Annotated in this window: 22 protein-coding genes; 14 read left to right on the top strand and 8 right to left on the bottom strand. The window is 71.3% G+C overall.

What is annotated here, in order from left to right:
* Positions 1-15: 15 nt before the first annotated feature.
* From ACFQU3_RS07795 to ACFQU3_RS07815, 5 genes are all read left to right on the top strand, one after another.
* A complete protein-coding gene (locus ACFQU3_RS07795) occupies positions 16-474 on the top strand; it encodes a hypothetical protein (RefSeq protein ID WP_385908397.1) in 459 nt (152 codons plus the stop codon).
* A 140-nt stretch (positions 475-614) separates the two neighbouring features.
* Positions 615-1,259, top strand: a complete 645-nt coding sequence (gene sigE, locus ACFQU3_RS07800; protein WP_385908399.1) for an RNA polymerase sigma factor SigE — start codon at positions 615-617, stop codon at positions 1,257-1,259.
* A gap of 19 nt (positions 1,260-1,278) precedes the next feature.
* Positions 1,279-1,971: a hypothetical protein gene (locus ACFQU3_RS07805; protein WP_385908401.1), complete on the top strand. Its 693-nt coding sequence runs from the start codon at positions 1,279-1,281 to the stop codon at positions 1,969-1,971.
* Complete coding sequence (locus ACFQU3_RS07810) at positions 1,968-3,638, top strand: trypsin-like peptidase domain-containing protein (RefSeq protein ID WP_385908403.1); 1,671 nt, start codon at positions 1,968-1,970, stop codon at positions 3,636-3,638. The genes ACFQU3_RS07805 and ACFQU3_RS07810 overlap by 4 nt, the downstream gene beginning before the upstream one ends.
* A 55-nt stretch (positions 3,639-3,693) precedes the next feature.
* Positions 3,694-4,050, top strand: coding sequence for a twin-arginine translocase TatA/TatE family subunit (locus ACFQU3_RS07815; RefSeq protein WP_385908405.1), 357 nt, complete (start codon positions 3,694-3,696; stop codon positions 4,048-4,050).
* A gap of 197 nt (positions 4,051-4,247) precedes the next feature.
* On the opposite strand, the gene ACFQU3_RS07820 is transcribed toward ACFQU3_RS07815, so the two are convergent.
* The 4 genes from ACFQU3_RS07820 to ACFQU3_RS07835 form a co-directional block, all read right to left on the bottom strand.
* Positions 4,248-5,390 carry an Mrp/NBP35 family ATP-binding protein gene (locus ACFQU3_RS07820; protein WP_385908407.1) on the bottom strand — a complete coding sequence of 381 codons (1,143 nt, stop codon included), beginning with the start codon at positions 5,388-5,390 and terminating at the stop codon, positions 4,248-4,250.
* Positions 5,391-5,499: 109 nt separating this feature from the next.
* Complete coding sequence (locus tag ACFQU3_RS07825; protein WP_385908409.1) at positions 5,500-6,066, bottom strand: DUF1003 domain-containing protein; 567 nt, start codon at positions 6,064-6,066, stop codon at positions 5,500-5,502.
* Positions 6,063-7,370, bottom strand: a complete 1,308-nt coding sequence (locus tag ACFQU3_RS07830; RefSeq protein ID WP_385908411.1) for a magnesium transporter MgtE N-terminal domain-containing protein — start codon at positions 7,368-7,370, stop codon at positions 6,063-6,065. Before ACFQU3_RS07830 ends, ACFQU3_RS07825 begins: the two co-directional genes overlap by 4 nt.
* Before the next feature lie 18 nt (positions 7,371-7,388).
* A complete protein-coding gene (locus tag ACFQU3_RS07835; RefSeq protein ID WP_385908413.1) occupies positions 7,389-8,099 on the bottom strand; it encodes a hypothetical protein in 711 nt (236 codons plus the stop codon).
* 89 nt (positions 8,100-8,188) lie between these two features.
* Between ACFQU3_RS07835 and ACFQU3_RS07840 the strand changes: the two genes are divergently transcribed.
* Positions 8,189-9,262, top strand: a complete 1,074-nt coding sequence (locus ACFQU3_RS07840; RefSeq protein ID WP_385908415.1) for an HpcH/HpaI aldolase/citrate lyase family protein — start codon at positions 8,189-8,191, stop codon at positions 9,260-9,262.
* A 4-nt stretch (positions 9,263-9,266) separates the two neighbouring features.
* On the top strand, positions 9,267-10,163 hold the full coding sequence (locus ACFQU3_RS07845) for an HpcH/HpaI aldolase/citrate lyase family protein (RefSeq protein WP_385908417.1): 897 nt from the start codon (positions 9,267-9,269) through the stop codon (positions 10,161-10,163).
* A 91-nt stretch (positions 10,164-10,254) separates the two neighbouring features.
* Here ACFQU3_RS07845 and sigJ read toward each other — a convergent pair whose 3' ends face one another.
* The 3 genes from sigJ to ACFQU3_RS07860 form a co-directional block, all read right to left on the bottom strand.
* Positions 10,255-11,136 carry an RNA polymerase sigma factor SigJ gene (gene sigJ / locus ACFQU3_RS07850; RefSeq protein ID WP_385908419.1) on the bottom strand — a complete coding sequence of 294 codons (882 nt, stop codon included), beginning with the start codon at positions 11,134-11,136 and terminating at the stop codon, positions 10,255-10,257.
* The gene (locus tag ACFQU3_RS07855; protein ID WP_385908421.1) at positions 11,133-11,732 is read right to left on the bottom strand and encodes a carboxymuconolactone decarboxylase family protein; all 600 of its coding nucleotides are present in this window, start codon (positions 11,730-11,732) and stop codon (positions 11,133-11,135) included. Before ACFQU3_RS07855 ends, sigJ begins: the two co-directional genes overlap by 4 nt.
* Before the next feature lie 269 nt (positions 11,733-12,001).
* Complete coding sequence (locus tag ACFQU3_RS07860) at positions 12,002-14,434, bottom strand: FdhF/YdeP family oxidoreductase (protein WP_385908423.1); 2,433 nt, start codon at positions 14,432-14,434, stop codon at positions 12,002-12,004.
* 135 nt (positions 14,435-14,569) lie between these two features.
* Here ACFQU3_RS07860 and ACFQU3_RS07865 point away from each other — a divergent pair, with 135 nt between their 5' ends.
* The 3 genes from ACFQU3_RS07865 (at position 14,570) to ACFQU3_RS07875 (ending at position 17,599) form a co-directional block, all read left to right on the top strand.
* Positions 14,570-15,490 carry an extensin family protein gene (locus ACFQU3_RS07865; RefSeq protein WP_385908425.1) on the top strand — a complete coding sequence of 307 codons (921 nt, stop codon included), beginning with the start codon at positions 14,570-14,572 and terminating at the stop codon, positions 15,488-15,490.
* 61 nt (positions 15,491-15,551) lie between these two features.
* A complete protein-coding gene (gene proS, locus ACFQU3_RS07870) occupies positions 15,552-16,961 on the top strand; it encodes a proline--tRNA ligase (protein ID WP_385908427.1) in 1,410 nt (469 codons plus the stop codon).
* Positions 16,961-17,599 carry a nitroreductase family protein gene (locus tag ACFQU3_RS07875; RefSeq protein ID WP_385908429.1) on the top strand — a complete coding sequence of 213 codons (639 nt, stop codon included), beginning with the start codon at positions 16,961-16,963 and terminating at the stop codon, positions 17,597-17,599. The genes proS and ACFQU3_RS07875 overlap by 1 nt, the downstream gene beginning before the upstream one ends.
* 117 nt (positions 17,600-17,716) lie before the next feature.
* Here ACFQU3_RS07875 and ACFQU3_RS07880 read toward each other — a convergent pair whose 3' ends face one another.
* Positions 17,717-18,625 (bottom strand): serine protein kinase RIO, encoded by a 909-nt coding sequence (locus ACFQU3_RS07880; protein ID WP_385908431.1) that lies wholly within the window; start codon positions 18,623-18,625, stop codon positions 17,717-17,719.
* 246 nt (positions 18,626-18,871) lie between these two features.
* Between ACFQU3_RS07880 and ACFQU3_RS07885 the strand changes: the two genes are divergently transcribed.
* The 4 genes from ACFQU3_RS07885 to ACFQU3_RS07900 all read left to right on the top strand — a co-directional run bounded on the left by ACFQU3_RS07885 (position 18,872) and on the right by ACFQU3_RS07900 (position 25,228).
* On the top strand, positions 18,872-22,303 hold the full coding sequence (locus tag ACFQU3_RS07885) for a CHAT domain-containing protein (protein ID WP_385908433.1): 3,432 nt from the start codon (positions 18,872-18,874) through the stop codon (positions 22,301-22,303).
* 62 nt (positions 22,304-22,365) lie between these two features.
* The gene (locus tag ACFQU3_RS07890; RefSeq protein WP_385908435.1) at positions 22,366-23,241 is read left to right on the top strand and encodes a caspase domain-containing protein; all 876 of its coding nucleotides are present in this window, start codon (positions 22,366-22,368) and stop codon (positions 23,239-23,241) included.
* A 149-nt stretch (positions 23,242-23,390) separates the two neighbouring features.
* On the top strand, positions 23,391-24,590 hold the full coding sequence (locus ACFQU3_RS07895; protein ID WP_385908437.1) for an acyl-CoA dehydrogenase family protein: 1,200 nt from the start codon (positions 23,391-23,393) through the stop codon (positions 24,588-24,590).
* A 41-nt stretch (positions 24,591-24,631) separates the two neighbouring features.
* Entirely contained in the window at positions 24,632-25,228 is a 597-nt protein-coding gene (locus ACFQU3_RS07900) for a general stress protein (protein ID WP_385908438.1), read from the top strand.
* Positions 25,229-25,285: the final 57 nt, after the last annotated feature.

Genomic DNA, 25,285 nt, shown 5'->3' on the forward strand with positions numbered 1-25,285 from the left:
GGTAAGGATCGGGTCATGGATGACAACGACGTGCCGACCCCGGAGCACCGCCGCCCGGAGGGTGTGGACGACGCGACGGTCGAGGCGCTCGGAAAGCTGTCCGAGGCCTTCGAGGTGATCGAGGACGCCCGGGGCCACCTGTACCGCTTCCACCGCCTGACCGGCACGGCCGACCTCGCGCTGGGCGAGGCGGTCGAGATGTTCCGCACGGCCGGTCACGGCGACGTGGCGGACCGGCTGCAGACCGAGCTCGTCGGGCGCAACGTCCTCGAGGGCCGGTGGACGTTCCAGGTCGTCGAGGAGTACGACGACGGCTACTACGCGACGTTCAAGGATCTCGAGGCGGCCGCGCGCAAGGACCTCGTCGACGGGCGTCGGCACCTCTACGAGGCCGAGATGAAGGAGGACCGCCGCACGCACGGCCGGCGCCACCACGAGGCCACCCCGCGCGACGGGAGCGACCAGGCCCTGTGACCGATCCACAGCGGATCCACAGGTTCCGGCTGGTGCTCGGACAGCACACTCCGAGACGATCGAGGGAACGAAACCAGCACTGACGGCGTTCTGTCGTTGAACCCTCCCCGTGAAAGGCCAAGCCCCCAGTGAGCACCAGCGTGACGTCCACCTCTCCCACCTCGGTGGAGCAGGCCGACTCGGCGTGGACTCCTCCCACGTGGGAGGAGATCGTCGAGCAGCACTCGGCGCGCGTCTACCGGCTGGCGTACCGCCTCACGGGCAACCCGCACGACGCCGAGGACCTGACGCACGACGTCTTCGTCCGGGTCTTCCGGTCGCTCCACTCGTACCAGCCCGGCACGTTCGAGGGCTGGCTGCACCGCATCACGACCAACGTCTTCCTCGACAAGATGCGCCGCAAGCAGCGCATCCGCTTCGACGCGCTGCCCGAGGACGCCGCCGGCCGCCTTCCGAGCACCGAGAAGGGCCCCGAGCAGACCTACCACGACGGCCGTTTCGACGACGACGTGCAGCGCGCCCTCGACGCCCTGGCTCCTGAGTTCCGGGCCGCCGTCGTCCTCTGTGACATCGAGGGGCTCTCCTACGAGGAGATCTCCGCCACGCTCGGCGTCAAGCTGGGGACCGTCCGCTCGCGCATCCACCGAGGTCGCGCGCAGCTGCGCGAGGCGCTCGCGCACCGCGCACCCGAGGCGGTCGCCTCGGCGGCTGCCAAGCCCGACTCCCGCACGTCCCGTCCCGGCCTGCGCCTTCCGGGCCGCCGCGTCGCCGCGAGCACACGCTGATGGGTGCGGGGGTGATCGAGTGACGCCGCACCTCAAGGGCCACGTGCGCGCCTACGTCGACCGCGCGCTGCCCCCGGCGCTGCTGCACGTCTATGACCGTCACCTCGTCTGCTGCGCCATGTGCCGATCCGCCGCTGAGCAGGAGCGACGCATCGTCGCCTCGCTCCGCGCCGACACCGGCGTACCGATGAGCCTGCGCACCTCGCTCATGGGTCTCGCGGCGAGCCCGCCACTGGAGTCCGCTCCGGCCGGCGCCGGCCCACGCATCCCGATGCCGCCCCTCGGCTTCCGTATGCCGTCCGCCCCGTCCTACGACCCTGTGCCCACCGTGCGCCCGACGGCTCCTGCCCTGCACCGCTCTCCGATGCGCGCCGCCGTCGTGGCCTCGATCGCAGCAGGCGCGTCGGTGGCTGCGGCCTGGGGCCTGACCGTGTCGCCGGTCGCCGGCTCGCCCGGCTCGCGAGTGCCCGCGGCTCGCACCCCTGTCGCGAGCTTCGGGGCCAGCACGATGAGCGCCGTCAACGTCGGTGGGTCGGTCATACCGGGCAACCGGGTCTCGTCCGCCACGCGTGAGTCCCGCTCCGACGTCGGTGCCGGCAACGTGCCCTACTGGGTCGTGTCGACCCGCGCCGCCAACAGCGCGCCGAGCGCCGGCGGTATCGCAGCCCCGCTCCGCGTCTCCAACGTCGGTTCGGCACAATCGAGTCCATGAGCGACGAGCCGAGGACGCCGGACCCCGAGCCGACGACACCTCCCGAGCCCACCCGGGCAGCGGAGCCCGAGCAGACCGGCATCATCGACGTGCACGACACGCAGGCCATTCCTCGCGAGCCGGCGCCCACCCACCCCGTGCCGGCCACCCCGCAGGCACCGTCCGGCGCGCGGTCCGACGACCGCGAGGACGCGTGGTTCGACGTCTTCGGTGGCGAGCACCCGGCCGACGGCGCAGGCGTCCCGGTGCGGGCCGATGCCTCGTGGGGCAGCGACCGCGCCGACGCGCTGGCCGAGGAGGCGCACCGCTCCGCGTACGCGCCGCCCGTGGCCGACCAGGCGCCGATCAGCGCGAGCGCACCGGCTCAGACGTCAGGCCCGGTGTCCCATCCGGTTGCCGGTATGGCGCCGGGTGCCGAGCCGGCTGCAGAGCCCGATGCCGCCACGACGCAGCCGAGCGGAACCGGCGGGCCGGGCCAGCCGGCATACGCCGGTCCGGTGCCGCCGGCGCCTGCAGGCGAGCAGGCCGCAGCGGCAGGCGGACCCATGCCGCCGGGCGTGCTGCTCACCGACGAGCCTCGACCCGCTGGCCGGCGCAAGGGGCGAGGCAGGATGGTCGCGGCCGTGGCAGGCCTGTGCCTGCTCTCCGGCGTGGTCGGCGGGGTGGCAGGCCAGCTCGCCGAGGACCGCATCAACACCGGAGCGTCGACCCTTCCCGAGCCCGGTCCCGGGGCCACGCAGCGCCCGCCCGGCTCGGTTGCCAGCATCGCCGCGAAGGTGCTGCCGAGCGTCGTGACCATCAAGGTCGACGCCGGCAGCGAGGGCTCGGCAACCGGTTCCGGGTTCGTCATCGACTCCAAGGGCCATGTCCTGACCAACAACCACGTCGTCGAACCGGGCGTCGGCGGCGACATCGAGATCGTGCTCAGCAACGGTGACACCGAGAAGGCGACCATCGTGGGGCGCGACGCCAGCTACGACCTCGCCGTGCTGAAGATCGAGCGCACCGGCCTCACGCCGCTCCAGCTCGGACCGTCCGACAAGGTCGTCGTCGGCGACCAGGTCATCGCCGTCGGCGCCCCGCTCGGCCTGGACCAGACCGTCACGACGGGCATCGTCAGCGCGCTCAACCGGCCCGTGACGCCGGGCGACCCCGGGGAGTCGTCCTACATCAACGCCATCCAGACCGACGCGGCGATCAACCCCGGCAACTCCGGTGGGCCGCTGCTCGACCTCAACGGCAAGGTCATCGGCGTCAACAGCGCCATCGCCCGGGTGCCCGGCACGAGCGGGGCCACCGGCGGCAGCATCGGCCTCGGGTTCGCCATCCCGAGCGACCAGGCGCGCCGCACCGCAGACCAGCTCATCGCGACCGGTAAGGCCACGCACCCGGTCATCGGCGTCAAGCTCGACCGCACGTTCGTCGGCGACGGCGCCCGGGTGATCGACGAGCCCAACGCAGTGACGGCGGGCGGGCCTGCCGCCAAGGCCGGCGTGAAGGCCGGCGACGTCATCATCGCCTTCGAGGGAAAGCGCATCCGCGCAGCCGACCAGCTCATCGTCTCCATTCGCGCCCGAGCGGTCGGCGACACCGTGAGCCTCAGGATCGAGCGTGACGGGCAGCAGCTCGAGCTGCGGATGACGCTGGAAGCCGATCCGGCCAGCTAGGCCCCAACCCGCCACCGTAGGATGGCGCAGCCGGAACGCGTGGAAGCGAGGAACTGTGTTCGACATCAACGGGTGGGAGCTGCTCCTGCTCGGGTTGCTCGCCATCCTCATCCTGGGTCCCGAGCGGCTGCCCGAGTACGCCGCGAAGTTCGGCCGCTTCGTGCGACAGGCCCGCACGATGGCCGACCGGGCGAAGCAGCAGCTCAAGGACGAGATGGGTCCGGAGTTCTCCGACGTCGACTGGAGGGCCTACGACCCCCGCCAGTACGACCCGCGCAAGATCGTCCGCGATGCCCTCGCCGCGCCGGCCGACGACGACGTCGCACCCGAGCCGACCGTCGACAAGCCCCTTAGCACGCCCCGCGGTCACGACCCCTCGCTGCCGACTCCCTGGGACAGCGAAGCCACCTGACCCGTCGAGTGGCCAACTTCCGTGCGGTGGCGCCCGTCGAGTGGCCACTATCCGTGCAGTGGCGCCCGTCGAGTGGCCAACATCCGTGCGGTGGCGGCCCTGTCGAGTGGCCAGTTCCTGGCGGCGGCCAGTGGCCTCTCGACCACGCGGAGACGCAGGTTTTGGCCTCTCGACGGGTGAGGGGCCGGCGCCGGTGGTCAGCGTCCTGCGGGCGTGAGGCCGAGGGAGCGGCCGGCGAGGCCTCGGGCACGTGAGCCGAGGCTGCGCGCGATCCCGCGCAGCGCGACGGCGGCCGCGGAGTCGGGCTCACCGAGCACGACCGGAGTACCGCTGTCGCCGCCCTCACGCAGGCGCGTGTCGAGGGGGATCTGGCCGAGCAGCTCGACGGGTGCACCGATGCTCTTGGTCAGCGAGTCGGCTACCGCCTGACCGCCACCCGAGCCGAAGATCTCCTGGCGCGTGCCATCCGGCAGCTCGAGCCACGACATGTTCTCGATGACACCGACGACCCGCTGGTGGGTCTGCAGGGCGATCGCGCCGGCCCGCTCGGCGACCTCGGCGGCCGCCTGCTGCGGCGTCGTGACGACGAGGATCTCGGCGGTCGGGATGAGCTGGGCGACCGAGATCGCGATGTCGCCGGTGCCCGGGGGCAGGTCGAGGAGCAGCACGTCGAGGTCGCCCCAGAAGACGTCACCGAGGAACTGCTGGAGCGCACGGTGGAGCATCGGACCACGCCACACCACGGGCTGGTTGCCGGGCACGAACATGCCGATCGAGATGACCTTCACGTCGTGGCTGATGGGCGGCAGGATCATGTCGTCGACCTGCGTCGGGTGCTGCTCGACGCCGAGCATGCGCGGCACGGAGAAGCCGTAGACGTCTGCGTCGACGACGCCGACGCGCAGCCCCTGTTCGGCCATCGCAACGGCTAGGTTGACGGTCACCGACGACTTGCCGACGCCGCCCTTGCCGGACGCCACGGCATACACGCGCGTGAGGCTGTTGGGCCTCGCGAAGGGGATCTCCTTCTCCGGGGCCCCGCCGCGCAGCTGCGAGCGCAGCTCGGCGCGCTGCTCGTCACTCATGACGTCGAGCTCGACCTCGACCGACGTCACGCCGTCGAGCGCGAGGAGGGCGTTCGAGGTGTCGCGGGTCAGGGTCTCCTTCATCGGGCAGCCCGAGACCGTGAGGAAGATCGCGAGCGCCACCTTGCCCGCGTCGTCGATCTCGACCGACTTGACCATGCCGAGCTCGGTGATCGGCTTGCGGATCTCGGGGTCGTTGACCTTCGACAGCGCCGTGAGCATGACGTCACGGCTGGGCAGTGCAGGGACGGACATGTCCTCCATCGTATGCCGACCCACCGGGCGCCCCGACCACGCCCGCTGTCTACCGCAACACACCCGGAAACGGCCGACACACCGGCTTCCGGTCCCGGTGTGTGGGCGACTACTCGGTGGGTTGCGGGGGAGTCGGGGCCGAGCTGTCATCGACCCGGTGCAGCAGCGCCCGGTCCTCGAGCTCGTCGAGGAGGCCGCGCAGCTCGGAGCGGACGAAGTCGCGGGTGGCCTGCTCGCGGAGGGCCAGGCGCAGTGAGGCGACCTCGCGGGTCAGGAACTCGGTGTCGGCGAGGTTGCGTTCGTCGCGTGCACGGTCCTGCTCCAGCGCGACGCGGTCGCGGTCGGCCTGCCGGTTCTGCGCGAGAAGGATGAGCGGGGCGGCATACGACGCCTGCAGGCTCAGCATGAGCGTCAGGAAGATGAAGGGGAACTCGTCGAAGACGAGGTCGGTGGGAGCGAGGGTGTTCCACACGATCCAGGCCGCGACGAAGACGGTCATGCCGATGAGGAAGCCCGCCGTGCCCATGAGGCGCGCGAACCGCTCGGACAGGACCCCGAAGGCCTCCTGCGAGAAGGAGAGTCGCGGCAGCACTCGGGCCCGCTGCTCCTGCGGCTGGTCGAGCTTGTCGCCACGCACGGCCCGCGCGCCCGTGCGGCGCTCCGTCCGCTCGCTCACGGCTTGACCCCGAGCTCGTGCCGCTCCTCACGCCAGTCCTCGGGGAGGATGTGGTCGAGCACGTCGTCGACGGTGACCGCGCCGATGAGCCGCCCGTCGTCGTCGACGACCGGCAGCGAGACGAGGTTGTACGTCGCGAGCGTGCGCGTCACCGTCTCGAGCGACGCGGTCGCGGGCACGGGCTCGATCTCCTTGTCGATGATCGAACCGACCGCGGCGTGCGGCGGCTCGCGGAGCAGGCGCTGGATGTGGACGAGTCCGAGGTAACGCCCGGTCGGCGCCTCGAGCGGGGGACGGCAGACGTAGACCATCGAGGCGAGGGCAGGCGCCAGCTCCTCTCGGCGAACCGTCGCGAGGGCTTCGGCGATGGTGGCCTCGGGGCCGAGGACGACGGGCTCGGTCGTCATCATGCCGCCGGCGGTGTTCTCGTCGTAGGTGAGCAGCCGTCGCAGGGGAGCGGCCTCGTCGGGCTCCATCAGCTGGAGCAGCTCCTCGGCCTGCTCGGGCGGCAGGTCGGCGAGCAGGTCGGCCGCGTCGTCGGGCTCCATCGCCTCGAGGACGTCGGCGGCGCGCGCGCTGGCGAGGCCGGCCAGGATCTCGACCTGGTCGTCCTCGGGCAGCTCCTCGAGGACGTCGGCGAGCCGCTCGTCGTCGAGGGCCGCGGCGACCTCGGCCCGCCGCTTCGGGTTGAGGTCGTGGATGACCTCGGCGAGGTCTGCGACCTTGAGGTCGTCGTAGGTCTCGAGGAGGCGCTCGGCGCTCTGAGCACCCGCCTGCTCGTGGAGCCCGACGACATCGCGGATGTCGACGAGCATCGTCTTGCCCGAGCGCCGCCGGGTCAGGCGTGACATGGCCTTGGACGCCGGGGAGACCCCGGCCGGGGCCTGCCGGACGAAGACGCGCGTGCCGAGCCAGTCGCGTCGTGGGCCCTGCTCGATGGCGAGGTCCTCGACGAGGGCGTCGGCGAAACCGGCTTCGACGGCCTCGGGGGTCGTGACCCGGACCGTGCGGTCGAACAGCTCGGCTGCGACGAGCACCTCGTTGGTGCGCTGCTCGAACCGGCGCATGTTGACCAGGCCCGTCGTGATGACGGCTCCGGCGTCGATCGAGGTGACCCGGGTCATCGGCACGAAGACGCGGCGGCGGCCCGGGACCTCGACGACGAGGCCGATGACGCGCGGCTCGGGACGGTTGGCGGAGAACATCACGACGACGTCGCGCACGCGTCCGACCTGGTCGCCGAGCGGGTCGAAGACGGCGAGGCCGGTCAGGCGCGCGACGAAGACGCGGGTGCTCGCACTCATGACCCCAAGGCTATGGGGTCAGCGTCCGCGTCGCCGGGTGCCACGTCGCTGGTGCTTCTTGCGAAGCTTGGCGCGCTCCTTCGCGGCCTGACGAGCCGCCTTCGCCTCGTCGCGTGCCCGCTTGCGCTCCGCCTTCTCCTCGCCACGGCCGCCCCAGTGCCACGGTCGCCACGACGTGGTCGTCGCGGCGGTGCGGGCCGGGGGCTGGCGGTGGTCGTGGGCGGCATACGCCCCGGGGGACTCGAGGGGGCTGTCGAACGGCACGAGCGCGCTGACGGTGCACTCGGCGGCCCAGCGGGCTAGGGAGTCGTCGACGGAGTTGAGGCGCGAGGCCTTGAGCAGGTCGGCGGCGCGCTGCCACTCAGGCGTTCCGGGCTCGAGGACGTGCACGTGCGCGCGCACCGTGAGCAGCCGGCCCCCCGTGTCCTTGCTGCGCAGGATGAGCCGGACCTCCTTCGGCAGCCACGGCAGCGGCTGCTCGCCCGGGCCACTGACGACAAGAGCTGCGCCGTCGTCCCAGACGTGCCACGCGGGCCAGGTGCGGTCGCCGGCGACCTCGATCCAGAGCAGGCCGGACTTGGTCATTGCCTCGCCGAGCAGGGCGGCGGCCGTCGCTGCCTCCGGCTGGCGGGAGGGCTCGTTCGAGGGTTCGCTCGACGGCTCGCTCGGAGACTCGCTCTGAGACTCGCTCTGAGAGTCGCTCGGGGACTCGGTCCGGGGCTCGGTCACACGGCCACCATAGTGATCCCGCCCTCATCGGTGGCACGCGTGACTGTCGTCATAACGCGGCGCAAGAGGGCGTTGCTACGTTGACGCCCATGCGCAGCGCCAAGGACTTCTTCCGTCCCCTCGCGGTCGGCGCGCCGGCCCCTCTGACCCAGGTGCCGGCCCGCCCCAGCCGGGTCATCCACTTCTTCGACCCCAGCAACCCCAGGATGGCGGCCAAGGTGCCCGACCTCGTCGGGACCGTCGACGTGCTGCTCGGCAACCTCGAGGACGCTGTGAGGGCCGATCGCAAGGAGGCAGCGCGCGCCGGCCTGGTCGAGATCGCCAAGGCGACCGACTTCGGCGACGACACCCAGCTCTGGACTCGCATCAACGCCCTCGACAGCCCGTGGGCCCTCGACGACCTGACGACGCTCGTCACCGAGATCGGCGACAAGCTCGACGTCGTCATGGTGCCGAAGGTGCAGGGGGCCGAGGACATCCACTACGTCGACCGCCTGCTCGCCCAGCTCGAGGCGAGAGCGGGTCTGACCCGCCCCATCCTCGTGCACGCGATCCTCGAGACGGCCCGCGGCATGGTCAACGTCGAGGAGATCTGCGGGGCCTCCCCGCGCATGCAGGGCCTCTCGCTCGGGCCCGCCGACCTCGCCGCCGACCGCCGGATGAAGACGACGCGCGTCGGCGGGGGACACCCCGGCTACCTCGTGCGCGCCGACGCGGTCGGCGGCGACATCACGGGTGCGCGCGCCACAGCCCAGCAGGACCTCTGGCACTACACGATCGCGCGCATGGTCGACGCCTGCGCGATGCACGGCATCTACCCGTACTACGGCCCGTTCGGCGACATCGCGGACGTCGTCGCGTGCGAGGACCAGTTCCGCAACGCGTTCCTGCTCGGATGCGTCGGCACGTGGTCGCTGCACCCGGTGCAGATCGAGATCGCCAAGCGCGTCTTCAGCCCCTCGGCCGAGGACGTCGCGCACGCCCGACGGGTCGTCGCCGCCATGGGCGACGGCAGCGCGGCCGTCATGCTCGACGGCAAGATGGAGGACGACGCCAGCCTCAAACAGTGCCTCGTCATCGTCGAGCTGGCCGAGCGCCTCTCGAAGTCCGACCCGGCGCTCGCCGAGCTGTATGCCGCCAAGCCCGCCCCGCAGGAAGGCTGATCCCGTGCCGGAGCCGACGAATGCCGTCAACGGGGCGGCCTACCGGCCGCGACGCTCGGTGCTCTACCTGCCGAGCTCCAACGAGCGCGCCCTGGAGAAGGCGAAGACGTTGCCCGTCGACGCGCTCATCCTCGACCTCGAGGACGCCGTGGCGCCCGACGCCAAGGACGCGGCACGTGAGAACGCTTGTGCCGCAGTGCAGTCCGGCGACTTCGGCCGCCGCGAGCTGACGATTCGCGTCAACGGGCTCGGCTCGCAGTGGCACGAGGCAGACGTCGCGGCAGCCAGCACCGCCGGCCCCGACGCCATCGTCGTACCGAAGGTGGGCTCGGCCGACGAGGTGCGCCGGCTCGTGGCTGCCATGGAAGGGGCGGGCGCCCCAGAGCACACGCGCCTGTGGGCCATGGTCGAGACGCCGCTCGCGGTGCTGCACGCCGAGGAGATCGCGCGGGCCTCGGACCGGCTGGCCTGTCTCGTCCTCGGCACGAACGACCTCTACAAGGAGCTCGGCGCGACGTTCGCCGCCGGACGTGCTGCCATCGCGACCAGCCTCCAGCTCGTGCTGCTCGCTGCACGGGCGGCGGGCGTCGCGGTCGTCGACGGTGTCTACAACGACGTCAAGGACGCCGACGGCTTCCTCGCCGAGGCCCGGCAGGGTCGCGAGATGGGCTTCGACGGCAAGACCCTCATCCACCCGGGTCAGGTCGAGCCGTGCAACGAGGTCTTCGCCCCGAGCGCCGCCCAGGTCGAGGAGGCCCGGGCCGTCATCGCGGCCTTCGAGGCCGCCCAGGCCGAGGGCAGGGGCGTCGCGACTCTGGGCGGCCGGCTCATCGAGAACCTCCACGTCGACTCGGCCCACAAGGTGCTCGCCACGGCCGAGGCCATCGCCGCACTGTCCTGAGGACCCGGACGTCGCCGATCGGGAGGGCTCCCGCTCAGCGACGCCGGAGTACTCCGGCGCTGCTGAGCGCGACCGACGCCTCAAACCGCCGTCAGGTGACGGCGCCGAGCTTGTCGGGGTTGCGGATGGCGTGGAGAGCCGTGATGTGGTCGTCCTCGACGGTCAGGAAGAGGACCGAGTCGACGCCTTCGACCGACGTCGTCACGATCGCGAGCTCGCCGTTGACGGTGCGCAGGTGCGGCGCCAGGCCCTCCACATCGGGGCGCCCGAGCACGCCGAGCAGCCAACGGATCACCTTCTCTGCGCCGTGGATCGGCCGCAGGGCGGCCTTGCGCACCCCGCCGCCGTCGGTGACCAGCGCGACGTCGGGCGAGAGGACCTCCATGAGACCGTCGAGGTCACCGGTCGCCGCCGCGGCCATGAACCGCTCCGTCACCTCGCGGTGCCGCGCGGCGTCCACGACCGACCGCGGCTGCCGCGCCTCGACGTGCGAGCGGGCACGGTGGACGAGCTGGCGGACGGCGGCGGGTGAGCGGTCGAGCGCGCCCGCGACCTCGCCGGACGGCATACCGAAGACGTCGGAGAGCACGAACGCGGCACGTTCCAGCGGGCTCAGCGACTCGAGCACGATGAGCATCGCCATCGACACGTCGTCGGCGAGCTCCGCCGCGGCGGCGCCGTCGCCTCGAGGATCGCTCGAGACCGGTTCGGGCAGCCACGGCCCGATGTAGCTCTCACGACGAGTTCGCAGCTGCCGCAAGCGGTTCAGGGCCAGACGCGTCGTGATCGTGAGGAGGTACGCACGTGGCTCGTCGATGGTCTCCGGGTCGACGCCGCTCCATCGGATCCACGCCTCCTGCACGACGTCCTCGGCGTCGGAGTGGCTGCTCAGCAGGCGGTAGGCCGCGCCGACGAGGAGGCGTCGGTGCTCCTCGAAGAGCGCGGTCTGCTCGTCAGCGGTTGGACGGTTCACGGTGCCGGCACCTCACAGTGGTCCTTGAAGCCCTGGCTCGTGAGGCCCAGGGCCGAGTTCGTGCGGGAGCGGAGGTTCTCCAACGAGATCATCTCAGTGAGCTCGACGAGCTGCTCGTCGGTCAGCTGCTCGCGCAGGTCGGCGACGAGCTCGTCCGTCACCTCCGGCGGTGTCGCGGTCATCGCCTCGGCGTACGCGAGCACCGACCGCTCGAGGCGCGTGTAGACGTCGGCCTCGCGCCAGTCGGAGAGGTGCTCGAGCTTGGCGACATCGAGCCCCTTGTCTCGGGAGACGTACCAGCCGAAGTCCATGCACCAGCTGCAGCCGATCTGGGCCGCGACCGCAGCGCACGCGAGGTCCTTGAGCCCCTGGTCGACGCTCGACCACTTCTCGACGGCCATCTCGAAGCGCGACACCGACACCAGCACGCGTCGGTTGTGCAGCATCGCGAGTCCCGGTTCGAGGACGGCGCCGTAGCGGCGCCGGCTCCACCCGGACACCAGCCGGACGAAGAGCGTCTGGCGGTGCTCGAGCGGGATCCGGGCCGAGCTCGTGCGTTCGATGGGGGCGATGGGGGCGGCTGGGCGAGTGCTCATCTCGGTCTCCTCCGTGGTGGTGGGCGCCAGGTGGTCGGCGCCGTCAGGAGGTGGACACGCGAACCGCCTCAGGTGTGACATCGCCGCCGCCGTCACCTTCGGTGGCCCCCGGGAGATTGCCCGTCTGGGGCACGACCTGCGTTTCGGGCCACGGACTGCATGGCGAACCGTCGCCCGTCGGCCGAGACGCAGCCCGTGCCACGCAGCCCGTGCCACGCAGCCCGTGCCACGCAGCCCGTGCCACGAACCCCGCGCCACGTGGTGCGGGCTCAGCTGAGGTGGTGCGGCGTGACGTCGCTGCGCTTCTCCGAGTCGTCGCCGGCATCGAGGTCGTCGGAGGCCGAGTGCTGGTCGGCCGAGCCTGCCGGCACGAGCCGCACGATGACCGCCTTGGACACGGGACAGTTGCTGCCGACAGCCGTCGACTCGAGCGCGACGAGCGGGTTGACCTCGGGGTAGTAGGCGGCGACGCAGCCACGGACCGTGGGGTAGGCCACGACCCGGAAGTTGCGCACGACGCGCTGGGTCCCGTCGGGCCACGGTGCGACGACGTCGACGCGGTCGCCGTCGGAGAACCCGAGCGTGGCGAGGTCGTCGGGGTGGACCATGACGATCTCGCGCCCACCGGAGATGCCCCGGTAGCGGTCGTCGTGCCCGTAGATCGTCGTGTTGAACTGGTCGTGGCTCCGGAGCGACTGGAGCACGAGGTGCCCCTCCGGGGCTGACACCATCTCGAGCGGGCTCACCGTCAGCAGTGCCCTTCCGGAGGGCGTCTCGAAGATCCTCGAGTCACGCGGCGGGTGGGGGAGCACGAAGCCGCCCGGCCGGTGGACCTTCTCGTCGTAGGCTGCGCAGCCGGGCACGACCCGCTCGATGTGCCGGCGGATGACGGAGTAGTCATCGGCCATTGCGGCCCAGTCGATCTCGCCCGCGGCGCCCGGCCCGGTGAGGGTCGCCGCCGCGATGCCGCAGACGATCGACACCTCCGAGCGCAGGTGCGGGCTCGCGGGCTCGAGCCGGCCGCGCGAGAGGTGGACGCTGGACATGCTGTCCTCGACGGTGACGCCCTGCAGGCCGCTGCGCTGCTCGTCGCGCTCGGTGCGGCCGAGCGTCGGCAGGATCAGCGAGGTGTGGCCGACGACGACGTGGGAGCGGTTGAGCTTCGTCGAGATGTTGACGACGAGTCCGACGGTGCGCAGGGCCTCGTGGGTGACTTCCGTGTCGGGCGTCGCCGCAGCGAAGTTGCCGCCGAGCCCGATGAGCACCTTCGCCTCGTGGTCGCGCATCGCCCGGATCGCGTTGACGACGTCGAGACCTCGCTCACGCGGCACGGTGATGCCGAACTCCGCATCGAGCGCGTCGCCGAAGTGTGGCGGCAGCTTCTCCCAGATCCCCATCGTGCGGTCGCCCTGGACGTTCGAGTGCCCGCGGACCGGGCACAGCCCAGCGCCGGGCTTGCCGAGGTTGCCCTGGACGAGCGCGACGTTGGCCATCTCCTTGATCGTCGCGACGGCGTGCCGGTGCTGCGTGACGCCCATCGCCCAGCACAGCACGGTGCGACGCGAGCGCGCGAAGAGCTCGGCGACCCTCTCGATCTGGGCCCGGTCGAGCGAGGTGGCCTCGGCGACGAGGTCCCAGTCGAGCTCGCGGACGTGCTGGGCCCACTCCTCGAAGCCGGCGGTGTGCCGCTCGATGAAGTCGCGGTCGAGCACGTCCTCACCGGCGTCGTGGCGCGCGACGAGCAGTGAGCCGATCGCCTGGAACAGCGCGAGGTCGCCGCCGAGGCGGATCGCGAGGAACTCGTCGGCGAGCTCGGTGCCGACGCCCGTCAGGCCCCGGACGGTCTGGGGGTTGTCGAAGCCACGCAGCCCGGTCTCCGGGAGCGGGTTGACGGCGACAATCGTCGCACCGCCGCGCTTGGCCTTCTCGAGGGCGGTGAGCATGCGGGGGTGGTTCGTCCCGGGGTTCTGCCCGGCGATGACGATGAGCTCGGCCTCGTAGAGGTCCTCGAGGGTCACCGACCCCTTGCCGATGCCGATGACCTCGGCGAGCGCCACCGACGTCGACTCGTGGCACATGTTCGAGCAGTCGGGCAGGTTGTTCGTGCCGAAGGCGCGGGCGAAGAGCTGGTACGCGAACGCCGCCTCGTTGGACGCGCGCCCGCTCGTGTAGAAGACCGCCTCGTCGGGGCTCGCGAGACCGCGCAGCCGGTCAGCGATGAGCGCGAACGCGTCGTCCCACGAGATCGGCTCATAGTGGCTGCCTCCCTCGCGCAGCACCATCGGGTGCGTGAGCCGGCCCTGCTGCCCGAGCAGGTAGTCGGTCCAGCCCGCGAGCTCGGTGACGGAGTGCCTGGCGAAGAACTCCGGGTCGACCCGGCGCAGCGTCGCCTCCTCCGCGACCGCCTTGGCGCCGTTCTCGCAGAACTCCGCGACGCTGCGCTCCTCCGGGTGTGGGTCGGGCCACGCGCAGCCCATGCAGTCGAAGCCGTCGGCCTGGTTGATCCGGCGCAGCGTCGCGAACGAGCGACGGGCGCCCATCTGCTCCATGCCGCGTTGGGCCGTGACGGCGATGGCGGGAAGGCCGCCCGCCTTCGAACGCAGCCGTGACCGCTCGATTTCCGTAGGGTCGACGTCACGCGTCGGCGCCGGAGTGGGGCGCACCGGCACCATCGGGATCAGGCGTCTCCTCTGCTCGGCCATGGTCAACCCTCCTCGGATCGGTCGCGGCCCGATGCCCCACGAGGTCACCACGTGGGACTGGTCGCTCCCTGCGAGTCTGCCCCATCGGTTCGACCGTGCGGGATACCTCTGGCTCCCTCGTGCGTTGGACCAGACATGAGGCAGGTCACGAGGCCGGGGGAGCCCGCTGCGCCCGCGTCGCCGGCCCGGTCCGTCGATGACGCAGGCGGCCCCCCGGGACAACGCACGGGCCTGACGCGCCGCCGCCTCCTGACGCTCGGCGCCGTCGGCGCGGTCGCCGCCGGCGGGGTGTATGCCGTGTCGCGCGGTCCCGGCCTCCCGTCCGTCCCGCTGATCCCGGGTCTGGGCGAGCCGCCACCGCGTGAGCTGCGCATCGACCCGCAGCCCGTCGACTTCACGGACCTGCAGGCCCGCCGACGCATCGGCGAGGCGGCATACGTCTACGAGGTGAACGGGCGTCATGCGACCTACTACGTCACGGAGCCCTTCGGGGCCCGGCTCGACCGGTGGCTCGCCCTGCACCGGCGGCACGTGGGGCAGGCGCCCGACCAGATCCGGTCGTTCGGCGCGTGGGTGCGCGGCTCCTCGACGTCGTGGCACAGCTCGGGCGAGGCGATCGACATCGCGCGGCTGCGCGCCGCCGGACGCGACCTGACGTCGCTGCGCTACGACCAGTGGCGCGACGCACCCGCGAGCGAGCTGCGCCGGCGTCTCCGGCTCTACTGGGGCACGGCTGCCGGGCTGCACCACGAGTTCGCCGACGTGCTGACGTATCTCTTCGACGGTGCGCACGCCAACCACATCCACGTCGACATCGGGCGTTTCGGTCCGGAGCAGCCTCGCCTCATCCGCCGCTCCAACGCGCAGGTCCAGGCCGTGCAGGCCATGTGCCGACACGTGTGGGGGCGCACCGACGTCGAGATCACGGGCGACTTCGACGACGTGACGCGTGATGCGACGACCCGCATCCTCGAGCAGGTCGGCGGGCCGGGCGAGCTCGCCGAGTCCCGCGAGGCGTGGCAGGCGTTCATGGTGGCGACGATGGAGCGTGTGTAGGCAGACGTGAACCGGGTCACGCCGGTCGGGACCGGCGGGTGCCGACCGTAGGATCGAGGCCATGGCCCAGCCCGTGCTCACGCCCCAGACCGAGGACTTCCCTCGCTGGTACCAGGACGTCGTCGCCAAGGCCGAGCTCGCCGACAACGGCCCGGTGCGCGGCACCATGGTGATCCGCCCGTACGGCTACGCGATCTGGGAGCGCATGCAGGCCGACCTGGATCGGCGCATCAAGGACGCCGGCGCGCGCAACGCGTACTTCCCGCTGTTCATCCCCGAGTCGTACCTCACCCGTGAGGCCGAGCACGTCGAGGGCTTCAGCCCCGAGCTCGCCGTGGTCACGCACGCCGGCGGCAAGGAGCTCGAGGAGCCGGTGGTCGTGCGCCCGACGTCCGAGACCGTGATCGGCGAGTTCATGGCGAAGTGGACGCAGAGCTACAGTGACCTGCCCCTGCTGCTCAACCAGTGGGCCAACGTCGTCCGGTGGGAGCTGCGTCCGCGGATCTTCCTGCGCACGAGCGAGTTCCTCTGGCAGGAGGGGCATACGGCGCATGCCACGGAGGAGGACGCGCGCCGCTACGCCACGCACATCCACAAGGACGTCTACGCGACGTTCATGCGGGAGATGCTCGCGATGCCGGTCGTCCTCGGTCGCAAGACGGCGCGAGAGCGCTTCGCCGGCGCGACGAACACCCTTGCCCTGGAAGCGATGATGCGCGACGGCAAGGCCCTTCAGATGGGCACGAGCCATGAGCTCGGCCAGAACTTCGCGAAGGTCTTCGACATCTCGTACCTCTCCGAGCAGGGCAACCACGAGCTGTGCTGGACCACGTCGTGGGGCACCTCGACCCGCATGCTCGGCGGCCTCATCATGTGTCACGGCGACGACGACGGCCTGCGCGTTCCGCCCCGGCTCGCGCCGGTCCAGGCACTCGTCATGGTCGTCAAGGACGGCGAGGGAGTCCTCCAGGCGGCGCAGCAGGTCCTCGCGGACCTCGTGGCGCGTGGAGTCCGGGCCGAGCTCGATGCGCGGCTCGACACGCCCTTCGGCCGTCGCGTGGTCGACGCGGAGCTCAAGGGCATCCCGATCCGCGTCGAGATGGGGCCCCGCGACCTCGCCGAGGGGAGCGTGACGGTCGCCCGGCGCATCGCGGGGGGCAAGTCAGCCGTCCAGCTCGCCCGTGTCGCCGAGGCGGTCGAAGGGGCGCTCGTCGACGACCACGAGGCGTTGTATGCCGCCGCGCTGGCCCACCGCGACGCCCACACCTCCGAGGCCACGACCCTCGAGGAGGCCGCCGAGGCGGCCCGCACCGGGTGGGCGACGGTGCCCTGGTCGACGATCGGGCCGGAGGGGGAGGCGCTGCTCGCCGAGTCCGCCGTGACGGTGCGCTGCCTGACCATGCCGGACGGGTCCGTGCCCGCCTCGGAGTCCGACGACGGTGTCCTCGCGGTCGTGGGGAGGGCGTACTGATGACGGCGAGCCCGCACGAGCCGGCCCGGGAGGCGCAGCCGGAGATCCTGACGCCCCTGCTGCGCGACCGCGAGAGCGTCATGGTCTACGACCGCACGCACACCATCGGTCCGGACGCCCTGCGCGCCATCCTCGAGGCGGCGCGCTGGTCACCGTCGGCGGGCAACTCCCAGCCGTGGGGCTTCATCGTGGGGCTGCGCGGCGACGACACCCACGCGGCGATGGTCGAGGTGCTGTCGTCGGCCAACCAGGTGTGGGCCCCGTCGGCGTCGGCCATCATCCTCACGCTCCACCAGGTGGCGACCGACGAGGACCACGAGATCGCCTACAGCGACTACGCCATGTTCGACCTCGGACAGGCCGTCGCCCACATCACCGTGCAGGCCCGGTCGATGGGCCTGCAGGTGCGCCAGTTCGGTGGCTTCGACCACCGCGCCGCGACCGAGGCGTTCGCCGTGCCGCCGCACTGGGCCGTGACGACCGGCATCGCGCTCGGCCTGCCGGCCGGTCCCGACGGGGACGCGGAGATGCCCGACTGGGTGCGCACCCGTGCCCGTCTCCCACGTTCCCGCCTGACGCTCGAGGCGTTCGTCCACTCGGGCAAGTTCGGCCATCCTGCGGACTTCCTCACCGACTGAGTCAACACACCTCAGGCCCTGGCCTACCGCGCGAGGAAGCCGGCCCGGCACGCGGACGGAGGCCACCCCACGAACGGGTGGCCTCCGTCACGCCTGCAAACTCCTCGGCCTCGCTGCTCACCAGCGCGACGTGGCCGCGGCGACGAGGTCACCGAAGAGCAGACCTTCGTCCACCACGTACCCACGGCGAGTGAACCACTCACACATGTTGCGCGTGTCACGTTCGAGGAACTCGGGGCCGTGCGGGTTGCCGATGACGTCGACGACCTGCGGCCAGTCGATGATGACGAGCCGCGTGTCGTCTCCCTCGCCGGCGAGGAGCACGTTGTACGGCGACAGGTCGCCGTGCGCCCACCCCAGCTCGGCGAGCCGGAGCATCGCCTCGCGGAGCTGCTCGAAGAGCCCGGGCAGCAGCTCGGGGTCGGGCCTGGACTGGGCGAGACGCGGTGCGGCCTGTCCGTCGGGGGTGCCGATGAACTCCATCAGCATCTCGTCGTCGGACATCTGCACCGGGTAGGGCACAGGCAGACCCTCGCCCCAGAGCCTGACCAGCGTCTGGAACTCCGCGAAGGCCCAGAGGCCGCTGATGAGCTCCTTGCCGAACGAGGTTCGGGTCCGCATGGCCCGCGTCTCGCGCGACTTCCGCACGCGCCGTCCCTCGAGGTAGCCCGAGTCGCGGTGGAACAGGCGGTGCTTGCTCGACCGGTAGCGCTTGCCGGCCATGAGCACGTCCCGGTCGGGGGAACCGGGCACCCACCTGCGCACGAGGTGGACGTCGGCCTCCTTGCCGGTCTTGAGGACCCCGAGGTCCGCCTCGACCGCACCCAGGTCGGTGATGACCCAGTCTGGTCGCGGCTTCGGGCCGTGCGTGGCACCGTCCCAGCTCGACCACCGCTCGCCCTCCGGAGGGGCGTCGGGCTGCGTGTCGACCGCGTACTGCTCGAGGTCGAGGTCCGCCAGCCGCCCGTCGGTCAGTCGGGCGTCGTAGACCTCGTACTCGTCTTCGTGAAAAGCATTGAATGACAACGTGACTCCAAGGAAGAAGTGATGTGGGCAGGCATGCCCGGGGCCGTCATCGACATGTCACCCTCCTTGGGTCGGTGCGTCGGTCGTCCACCGTCGCGGTCGACACCGAGGGTCCCGCACCGGCGTCGGCGGGCGCAACGCAATTACGCGGTACCGATTTGGCCGGATCGGTATCACGGGCCGCTCTCACGGCTCTACGGTGACGGGAGGTCCACGTCTCTGGTCGAGCTCGGAGGGGAGCCACGTATGCCGTCCGCGTCCTTCGGTGGGGGAGCGGTGCGCGTCCGTACGCCGCACGGTTACGACGCCACGGCGGCGACCGACCGCTCCGACCGGGACCTGTCGCCGGGCGACCTGCGGGCCGCCGAGCGGTCGGCGCTCGTCGAGGCCCTGAGGACAGAGGACTTCGTCGTGGTCGACCGGATCGACGTGACACCACAGCGAACCCGCGGCCTCGACGAGCCGGCACCGCCCAACCGGCGAGGCACCGTCTCGCTCGACGTCGACGTCCCCGCCGGCAACGACGCGGTCGTGCTCCTCGAGCGTGATGGCGTCTACTCATGGCACCTGCCCGTCGACGCACAGGAGCGCACCCGCTCCCTCGACCCCGGCCCGCGGACCGTCTCGTTCTCGCTCTCCGTGCAGCCGGAGCCTCCGGCTCGACCTACGCGTCGACCCCGCACGCGCCGGGCGCCGGGCGCCGGTGCGGACCGTGGCCTCCTCGGCGACCTCGCCCACGGCGCAGTGCAGGCCATCGTCCTGCGCTTCGCGGCACCCGTCATCGTCGGAAAGGTCGTCGAGCGACTGGAGTCGAACGTCCGTACCGGCCTCGTGCACGTCACCGGCGGGACGCTCCAGGCCTGGCGACCGGTCCAGGACATCGGGCAGGTGGGCCTGCCGACCGACCGCGCCGCGCGCGTCCTGCTCCTCGTGCACGGCACGTTCTCCTCGACGACCGGGGCCTTCGGTGCACTCGCGGTGACCCCTGGGGCGGAAGGCTTCGTCGACACCGTCGTGTCGGCGTACGACGCAGTGCTCGGGTTCGACCACAGGACCCTGAGCGTCGACCCCGAGCGCAACGCGCGCGACCTCCTGGCGCTGCTCGAGCCGCACGACGGCGAGCTCGTCATCGACGTCATCACCCACAGCCGCGGCGGGCTCGTCACACGGTCCTTCGTCGAGACGGTGCTGCCCGGGTCCGGCCTGCGGGCCACCGTCGACTCGATCGTGTTCGTGGCCTCCACCAACGGCGGCACCCACCTGGCCGACCCGGCCCGCTGGCACGACCTCGTCGACCTCTACACGAACCTCGTCATGGCGACCTCGGCCGGGTTGTCGCTCGTGCCCGGTGGCGCTCCTTTCGCGGCCATCGTCAGCGGCGTCGTGCGTGGTATCGGCGCACTCGTGAAGTACCTCGTGTCGTATGCCGCCGACGGGGACGGCGTGCCCGGCCTGGCCGCGATGAGGCCGGACGGGCCCTTCGTGTCCCAGCTCAACGAGGACCAGCAGGGACAGCCGGGACCTGGGACGAACTGGTTCGTCGTCTCGTCCGACTTCCACGTGTCCCTCTTCGACGACCACCACAACCCCCCGGAGTTCCCGCGAGAGCTGGCCGTGCGCCTCGCCGAGGGCTTCGTCGACGGGCTGTTCCGCGGCGGCAACGACCTCGTCGTCGACACCGACGCCATGGCGGCCATCGGAGGTCCGTCCGGCGGCTACGTGCGCGACACGTTCTCGCTCGGCACCAACGACGTCGTGCACCACGTCAACTACTTCTCGCAGCTGTCGGTGATCGGGGCCATCTCGCAGTGGCTGCCGCTCGGGCTCGGCGCGTCCGACGCCGAGGCGGTCCTGCCAGACTGGATGACCGCCGGCCCGGTCCTCGGCGCGGAAGCCGGAGGCGACCGCGGGCTCGAGATGGCTGACGGTGGCGGGGACGAGCTCGGCGCGATGCCGGAGCAGCCACCGGAGCTGCCACCGGCGCTGCCGCCACCTCCGCCGCCGTCCGCCCCGCCGTCAGGCGACGCGCCGCCGCGACCTCCCACCGCGGCACGGCGGCCGACGGCGAAGAAGACGACCGCCAAGAAGGCCACCGCCACGAAGGCGACGGCCAAGAAGACCAGCCCTGCGGCCGCCGGTGTCGAAGGAGTGGGGGCGGCCCGGGCGGAGGTGACGACTCCGGCCGAGCTCGCGGCCGAGATGCCCTCCACCGTGACGCCGGGCGCGGACTTCACCGTGCGCGTACGCCTCGCCCGGACCCAGCTCGCGCCGACGGAGGGCACCGTCCACGTGGCGGAGACGGTCCACGTCGTCGCCGAACGGCCGATCAGCGTGCAGGTCTACGCCAAGGACAACGTCACGGTCCTCGACACCGACGCGAAGGTCTTCGGGCTGCCGAGCGGCGACTGGGCGAGCGAGCTGACCTTCCGGGCACGGGCGCTGGCCGCCGGGCCGATACGCGTGTCGATCGTGCTGCGCCAGGGCTGGGTGCCCGTCGCGACGGTGGCTCTCGAGGCGACGGCTGCTGCGGCCGGCATGCTCGCACCGGCACCTGCCACGGCTGCAGTGCACACCGGCATCGACGCCCCGGAGCTCGACGGGCTCGCCTGCCTCGACATCGTCGAGGGTCGCCGGGTCACGGGGGAGCGGGTGTACAGCTACGCCCTTCGCCTCGTCCCAGGCGAGCCGGAACGGGTCTTCGAGTCCGCGCCGATCGTCGGCCGGGACGACTTCGTGCGCGACCGGATCGGCGAGGTCGAACGGGTCATCAAGGACCCGGACCTCACGGCACGGCAGCGACTCACCCAGCTGCAGAACACCGGCACGCTGCTCTTCGACCAGTTCTTCCCCGAGGACATGCAGGCCTACCTCTGGAAGCACCGCGACCGCGTGCACGACCTCATCGTCTACACCGACGAGCCGTTCGTGCCGTGGGAGCTGGTGCACCTCAAGCCCCCGCGTGGCAAGCGCGGCACCAAGCCGCGCTTTCTCGCCTCCGGTGGTCTCGTGCGGTGGCAGCTGGGCAGCTTCCCGCCCCGCGAGGTTCACGTCCGGCGCGGCAGGGCTCGCTCGATCTGCCCCGTCTACGCGAACCCGATGTTCAAGAACGACGTCGGCGTCGCCGAGGCCGGCTACCTCCGTGAGCGCTTCGGTGCCAAGCCGGTCACGGCGACACCCCGCGGTGTCGAACGCCTCCTGCGCGGTGGCGGCTTCGACCTGCTGCACTTCTCCGGCCACGGTGCGGCCCGCAGCGACGCCATCGCCGACGCGAAGGTGCTGCTCAGGGGCCAACGGCGCGGCTCGACGGTGCGCGAGCAGTTCCTCAGCTCGACCGACGTCTCGCAGAACGTCGACTGGACCGACCCAGGCGTGCCCGGCCCGCTCGTCGTGCTCAACGCCTGCCAGACCGGCCGCTCGGGTGAGCTCTTCACGACCGTGGGCGGCTTCGCCAAGGCGTTCCTCGACGCCGGCGCCTCCGCCTTCGTGTCCTGCCTGTGGTCCGTGCAGGAGGAGCCCGCCCGGGTCTTCGTCGAGACGCTCTACGAGGAGCTGCTCAAGGGGACGCCGATGTCGCGCGCGAGCGCCCTGGCGCGGGCCGCCGCGCGTGACGCCGACGACCCGACGTGGCTGGCCTACGTCGTCTACGCGAGACCCGACGCCGTCCTCCGGGCGGTGTGACCCGCTACGACGCAGTCGAACCCACTCACCCGAGGGGTTCTGTACCCAGGAAAGGAACGGTCATGGCACGCAGGGCCTTGTGCGTGGGGATCAACGAGTTCGAGTCACTACCGCACACCAGCTGGCTCGCCGGCTGTGTCAACGACGCCAACGACATCGTGAAGGCGCTGAGACCGCTCGGCTTCACCGCTCGCTCGACGACGGTTCTCACCGATGCCGACGCCACCCGGCGCAACGTCATGGCCGCCCTCGAGAAGCTCGTCGGGTCGGCGAAGCCCGGTGACCACCTCGTCTTCACGCTGTCGAGCCACGGCACCCAGGTGCCCAACGAGCCCGGCGGCGACCAGGAGGCGGACGACCTCGACGAGGCCTTCGCCTGCTACGACATCCGCCAGAAGGGCGACCAATGGGACCGAGACACGGTCATCGTCGACGACGAGCTGCGCGACCTCTTCGCTCGCGTTCCGTCGGGCGTGCTGCTCGAGGTGCTCCTCGACACCTGCCACAGCGGCACGGGCCTGAAGGACCTCGAGGAGATCCTCCAGGCGCAGCTGCTCGGCCGCCGGCCCCGCTTCCTGCCCGCGCCGACCCGTCGGGGGCTGGAGCGCACCCGCTCGCTCCGAGCGGCAACGCCGGTGCGCACCGTCGACCGCAAGGCCCTCGTCGAGCTCGTGAGGAGCCGGTCGACGGCCTCGAAGCCGGTGCTCTTCGCCGCCTGCAAGCCCGACCAGACGGCGTCGGACGCGACCTTCGACGGCCGCTCCAACGGCGCGTTCACCTACCTCTTCCTCAAGGCCATGAAGGACTCGCCGACGGCGACCCGCACCGAGCTGCTGCGTACCGTCACCACCGGACTCAAGAACGGCGACTTCAGCCAGCGCTCGACGCTCGAGGGCCCGGTCAAGTCGAAGAAGGTCGGGTTCGGCCAGCCCTGGTAGCCGGCCGGGGTCCCGACCCCGGTGAGCGACGACACAGGTGTCGGTACTCACACGCGAGCGCGCTGACCGCGTGGGCGGCGCGGCGGCATACTCGGTCGCAGTTGACCGAAGCCCGACGCACGGCCCAGACGCAAGGTGGCGATCCGCGCATGTCCCGACTCCAGCAGACCGACGGCCTCTCCGAGGAGCAGACGGAGCTGCTCAAGCTCGTCCGCGAGTTCGTCGACGAGCAGATCATCCCCGTCGCGACGGAGCTCGAGCACAAGGACGAGTACCCCATGTCCATCGTCGAGCAGATGAAGCAGATGGGGATCTTCGGGCTGATGATCCCCGAGGAGTACGGCGGCCTCGGCGAGTCGCTCCTCACCTACGCGCTCTGCGTCGAGGAGATCGCCCGTGGCTGGATGAGCGTCAGCGGCATCATCAACACCCACTTCATCGTCGCGTACATGGTGCTCCAGCACGGCACCGACGAGCAGAAGCAGCACTACCTGCCCAAGATGGCGACGGGCGAGATCCGCGGGGCCTTCTCGATGAGCGAGCCCGGCTGCGGCTCCGACGTCTCGGCGATCAAGACCAAGGCCGTCAGGGGCGGCGACGGAGAATGGACCATCAACGGCCAGAAGATGTGGCTGACCAACGGCGGCTCGGCCAACCTCGTCGCCGTCCTCGTCAAGACCGACACCGGCGCCGACTCCGTCTACAAGAACATGACGACCTTCCTCATCGACAAGGAGGCCGGCTTCGGCGAGACGGCCCAGGGCGTCACCGTGCCCGGGAAGATCGACAAGATGGGCTACAAGGGTGTCGACACGACCGAGCTCATCTTCGACGGTCACCGCACGAGCGACGCGCAGATCCTCGGCGGTGAGCCGGGCAAGGGCTTCTACCAGATGATGGACGGCGTCGAGGTCGGCCGCGTCAACGTCGCCGCCCGCGGATGTGGTGTCGCGAGAAGGGCATTCGAGCTCGGTGTGTCCTACGCGCAGCAGCGCGAGACCTTCGGCAAGAAGATCGTCGACCACCAGGCCGTCCTCTTCCGCCTCGCCGACATGGCCGTCAAGGTCGAGGCGGCGCACGAGATGATGGTCAAGGCCGCGCGCAAGAAGGACTCGGGTCAGCGCAACGACCTCGAGGCCGGCATGGCGAAGTATCTTGCGTCCGAGTACTGCTCGCAGGTCGTCGAGGACAGCTTCCGCATCCACGGCGGCTACGGCTACTCGAAGGAGTACGAGATCGAGCGCCTCTACCGCGAGGCGCCGATGCTGCTCATCGGCGAGGGCACGGCCGACATCCAGCGGATGATCATCGGCCGACGCCTCGTCGAGGACTACAAGCTCAAGTCCTGAGGGTCCCCTCTGCGCGCCGGGCGGAGTGCGAGGATGGATGCATGAGCCTGCAACCGAAGGGTCCGGGGGGACGGCAGGGATTCGCGACGCTGTCCCTGGAGTACCCCATGTCGCTGGGGGTCTTCGAGAAGTACGAGGAGGCGCAACGCGCTGTCGACACCCTCTCCGACAACCAGTTCCCGGTGGAGAACTGCCTCATCGTCGGTACCGACCTGAAGCAGCTCGAGCGGGTCACGGCGCGCCTCACCTGGGGTCGCGTCGCCCTCGGCGGTGCGCTGTCGGGGGTGTGGCTGGGCCTGTTCGTCGGGCTCATCCTCTCGCTGTTCTCCCGCCCGACCAGTCCGGTCACGCTGCTGCTCTTCACGGCCCTCTACGGCGCCGTCTTCGGCCTCGTCTGGTCGGTCGTCGGCTACGCCTTCACCCGTGGCGCGCGTGACTTCGCGTCGGTCAGCCAGGTCGTCGCGACGCGCTACGAGGTCTTCGTCGAGCACAAGTTCGCCCAGCAGGGCCGGCAGATCCTGGCCGACGCCGGTATCGCCGTCGGCGGCGGTGCGAGCTTCCGCACCGCTCCCGTGACGCCGCCCGTCACGCCGCCCGCCACGCGCACCGACGAGCCGGGTCCGCCGCCGGCCGGCTGAAGCCCGCACGGGCCGCCGCCCCGCTCGGTGCGGCTGCAACGAACCGGGCACCTCGTG

This window comes from Terrabacter sp. GCM10028922 (assembly GCF_042666095.1).
Classification (GTDB): Bacteria; Actinomycetota; Actinomycetes; order Actinomycetales; family Dermatophilaceae; genus Terrabacter.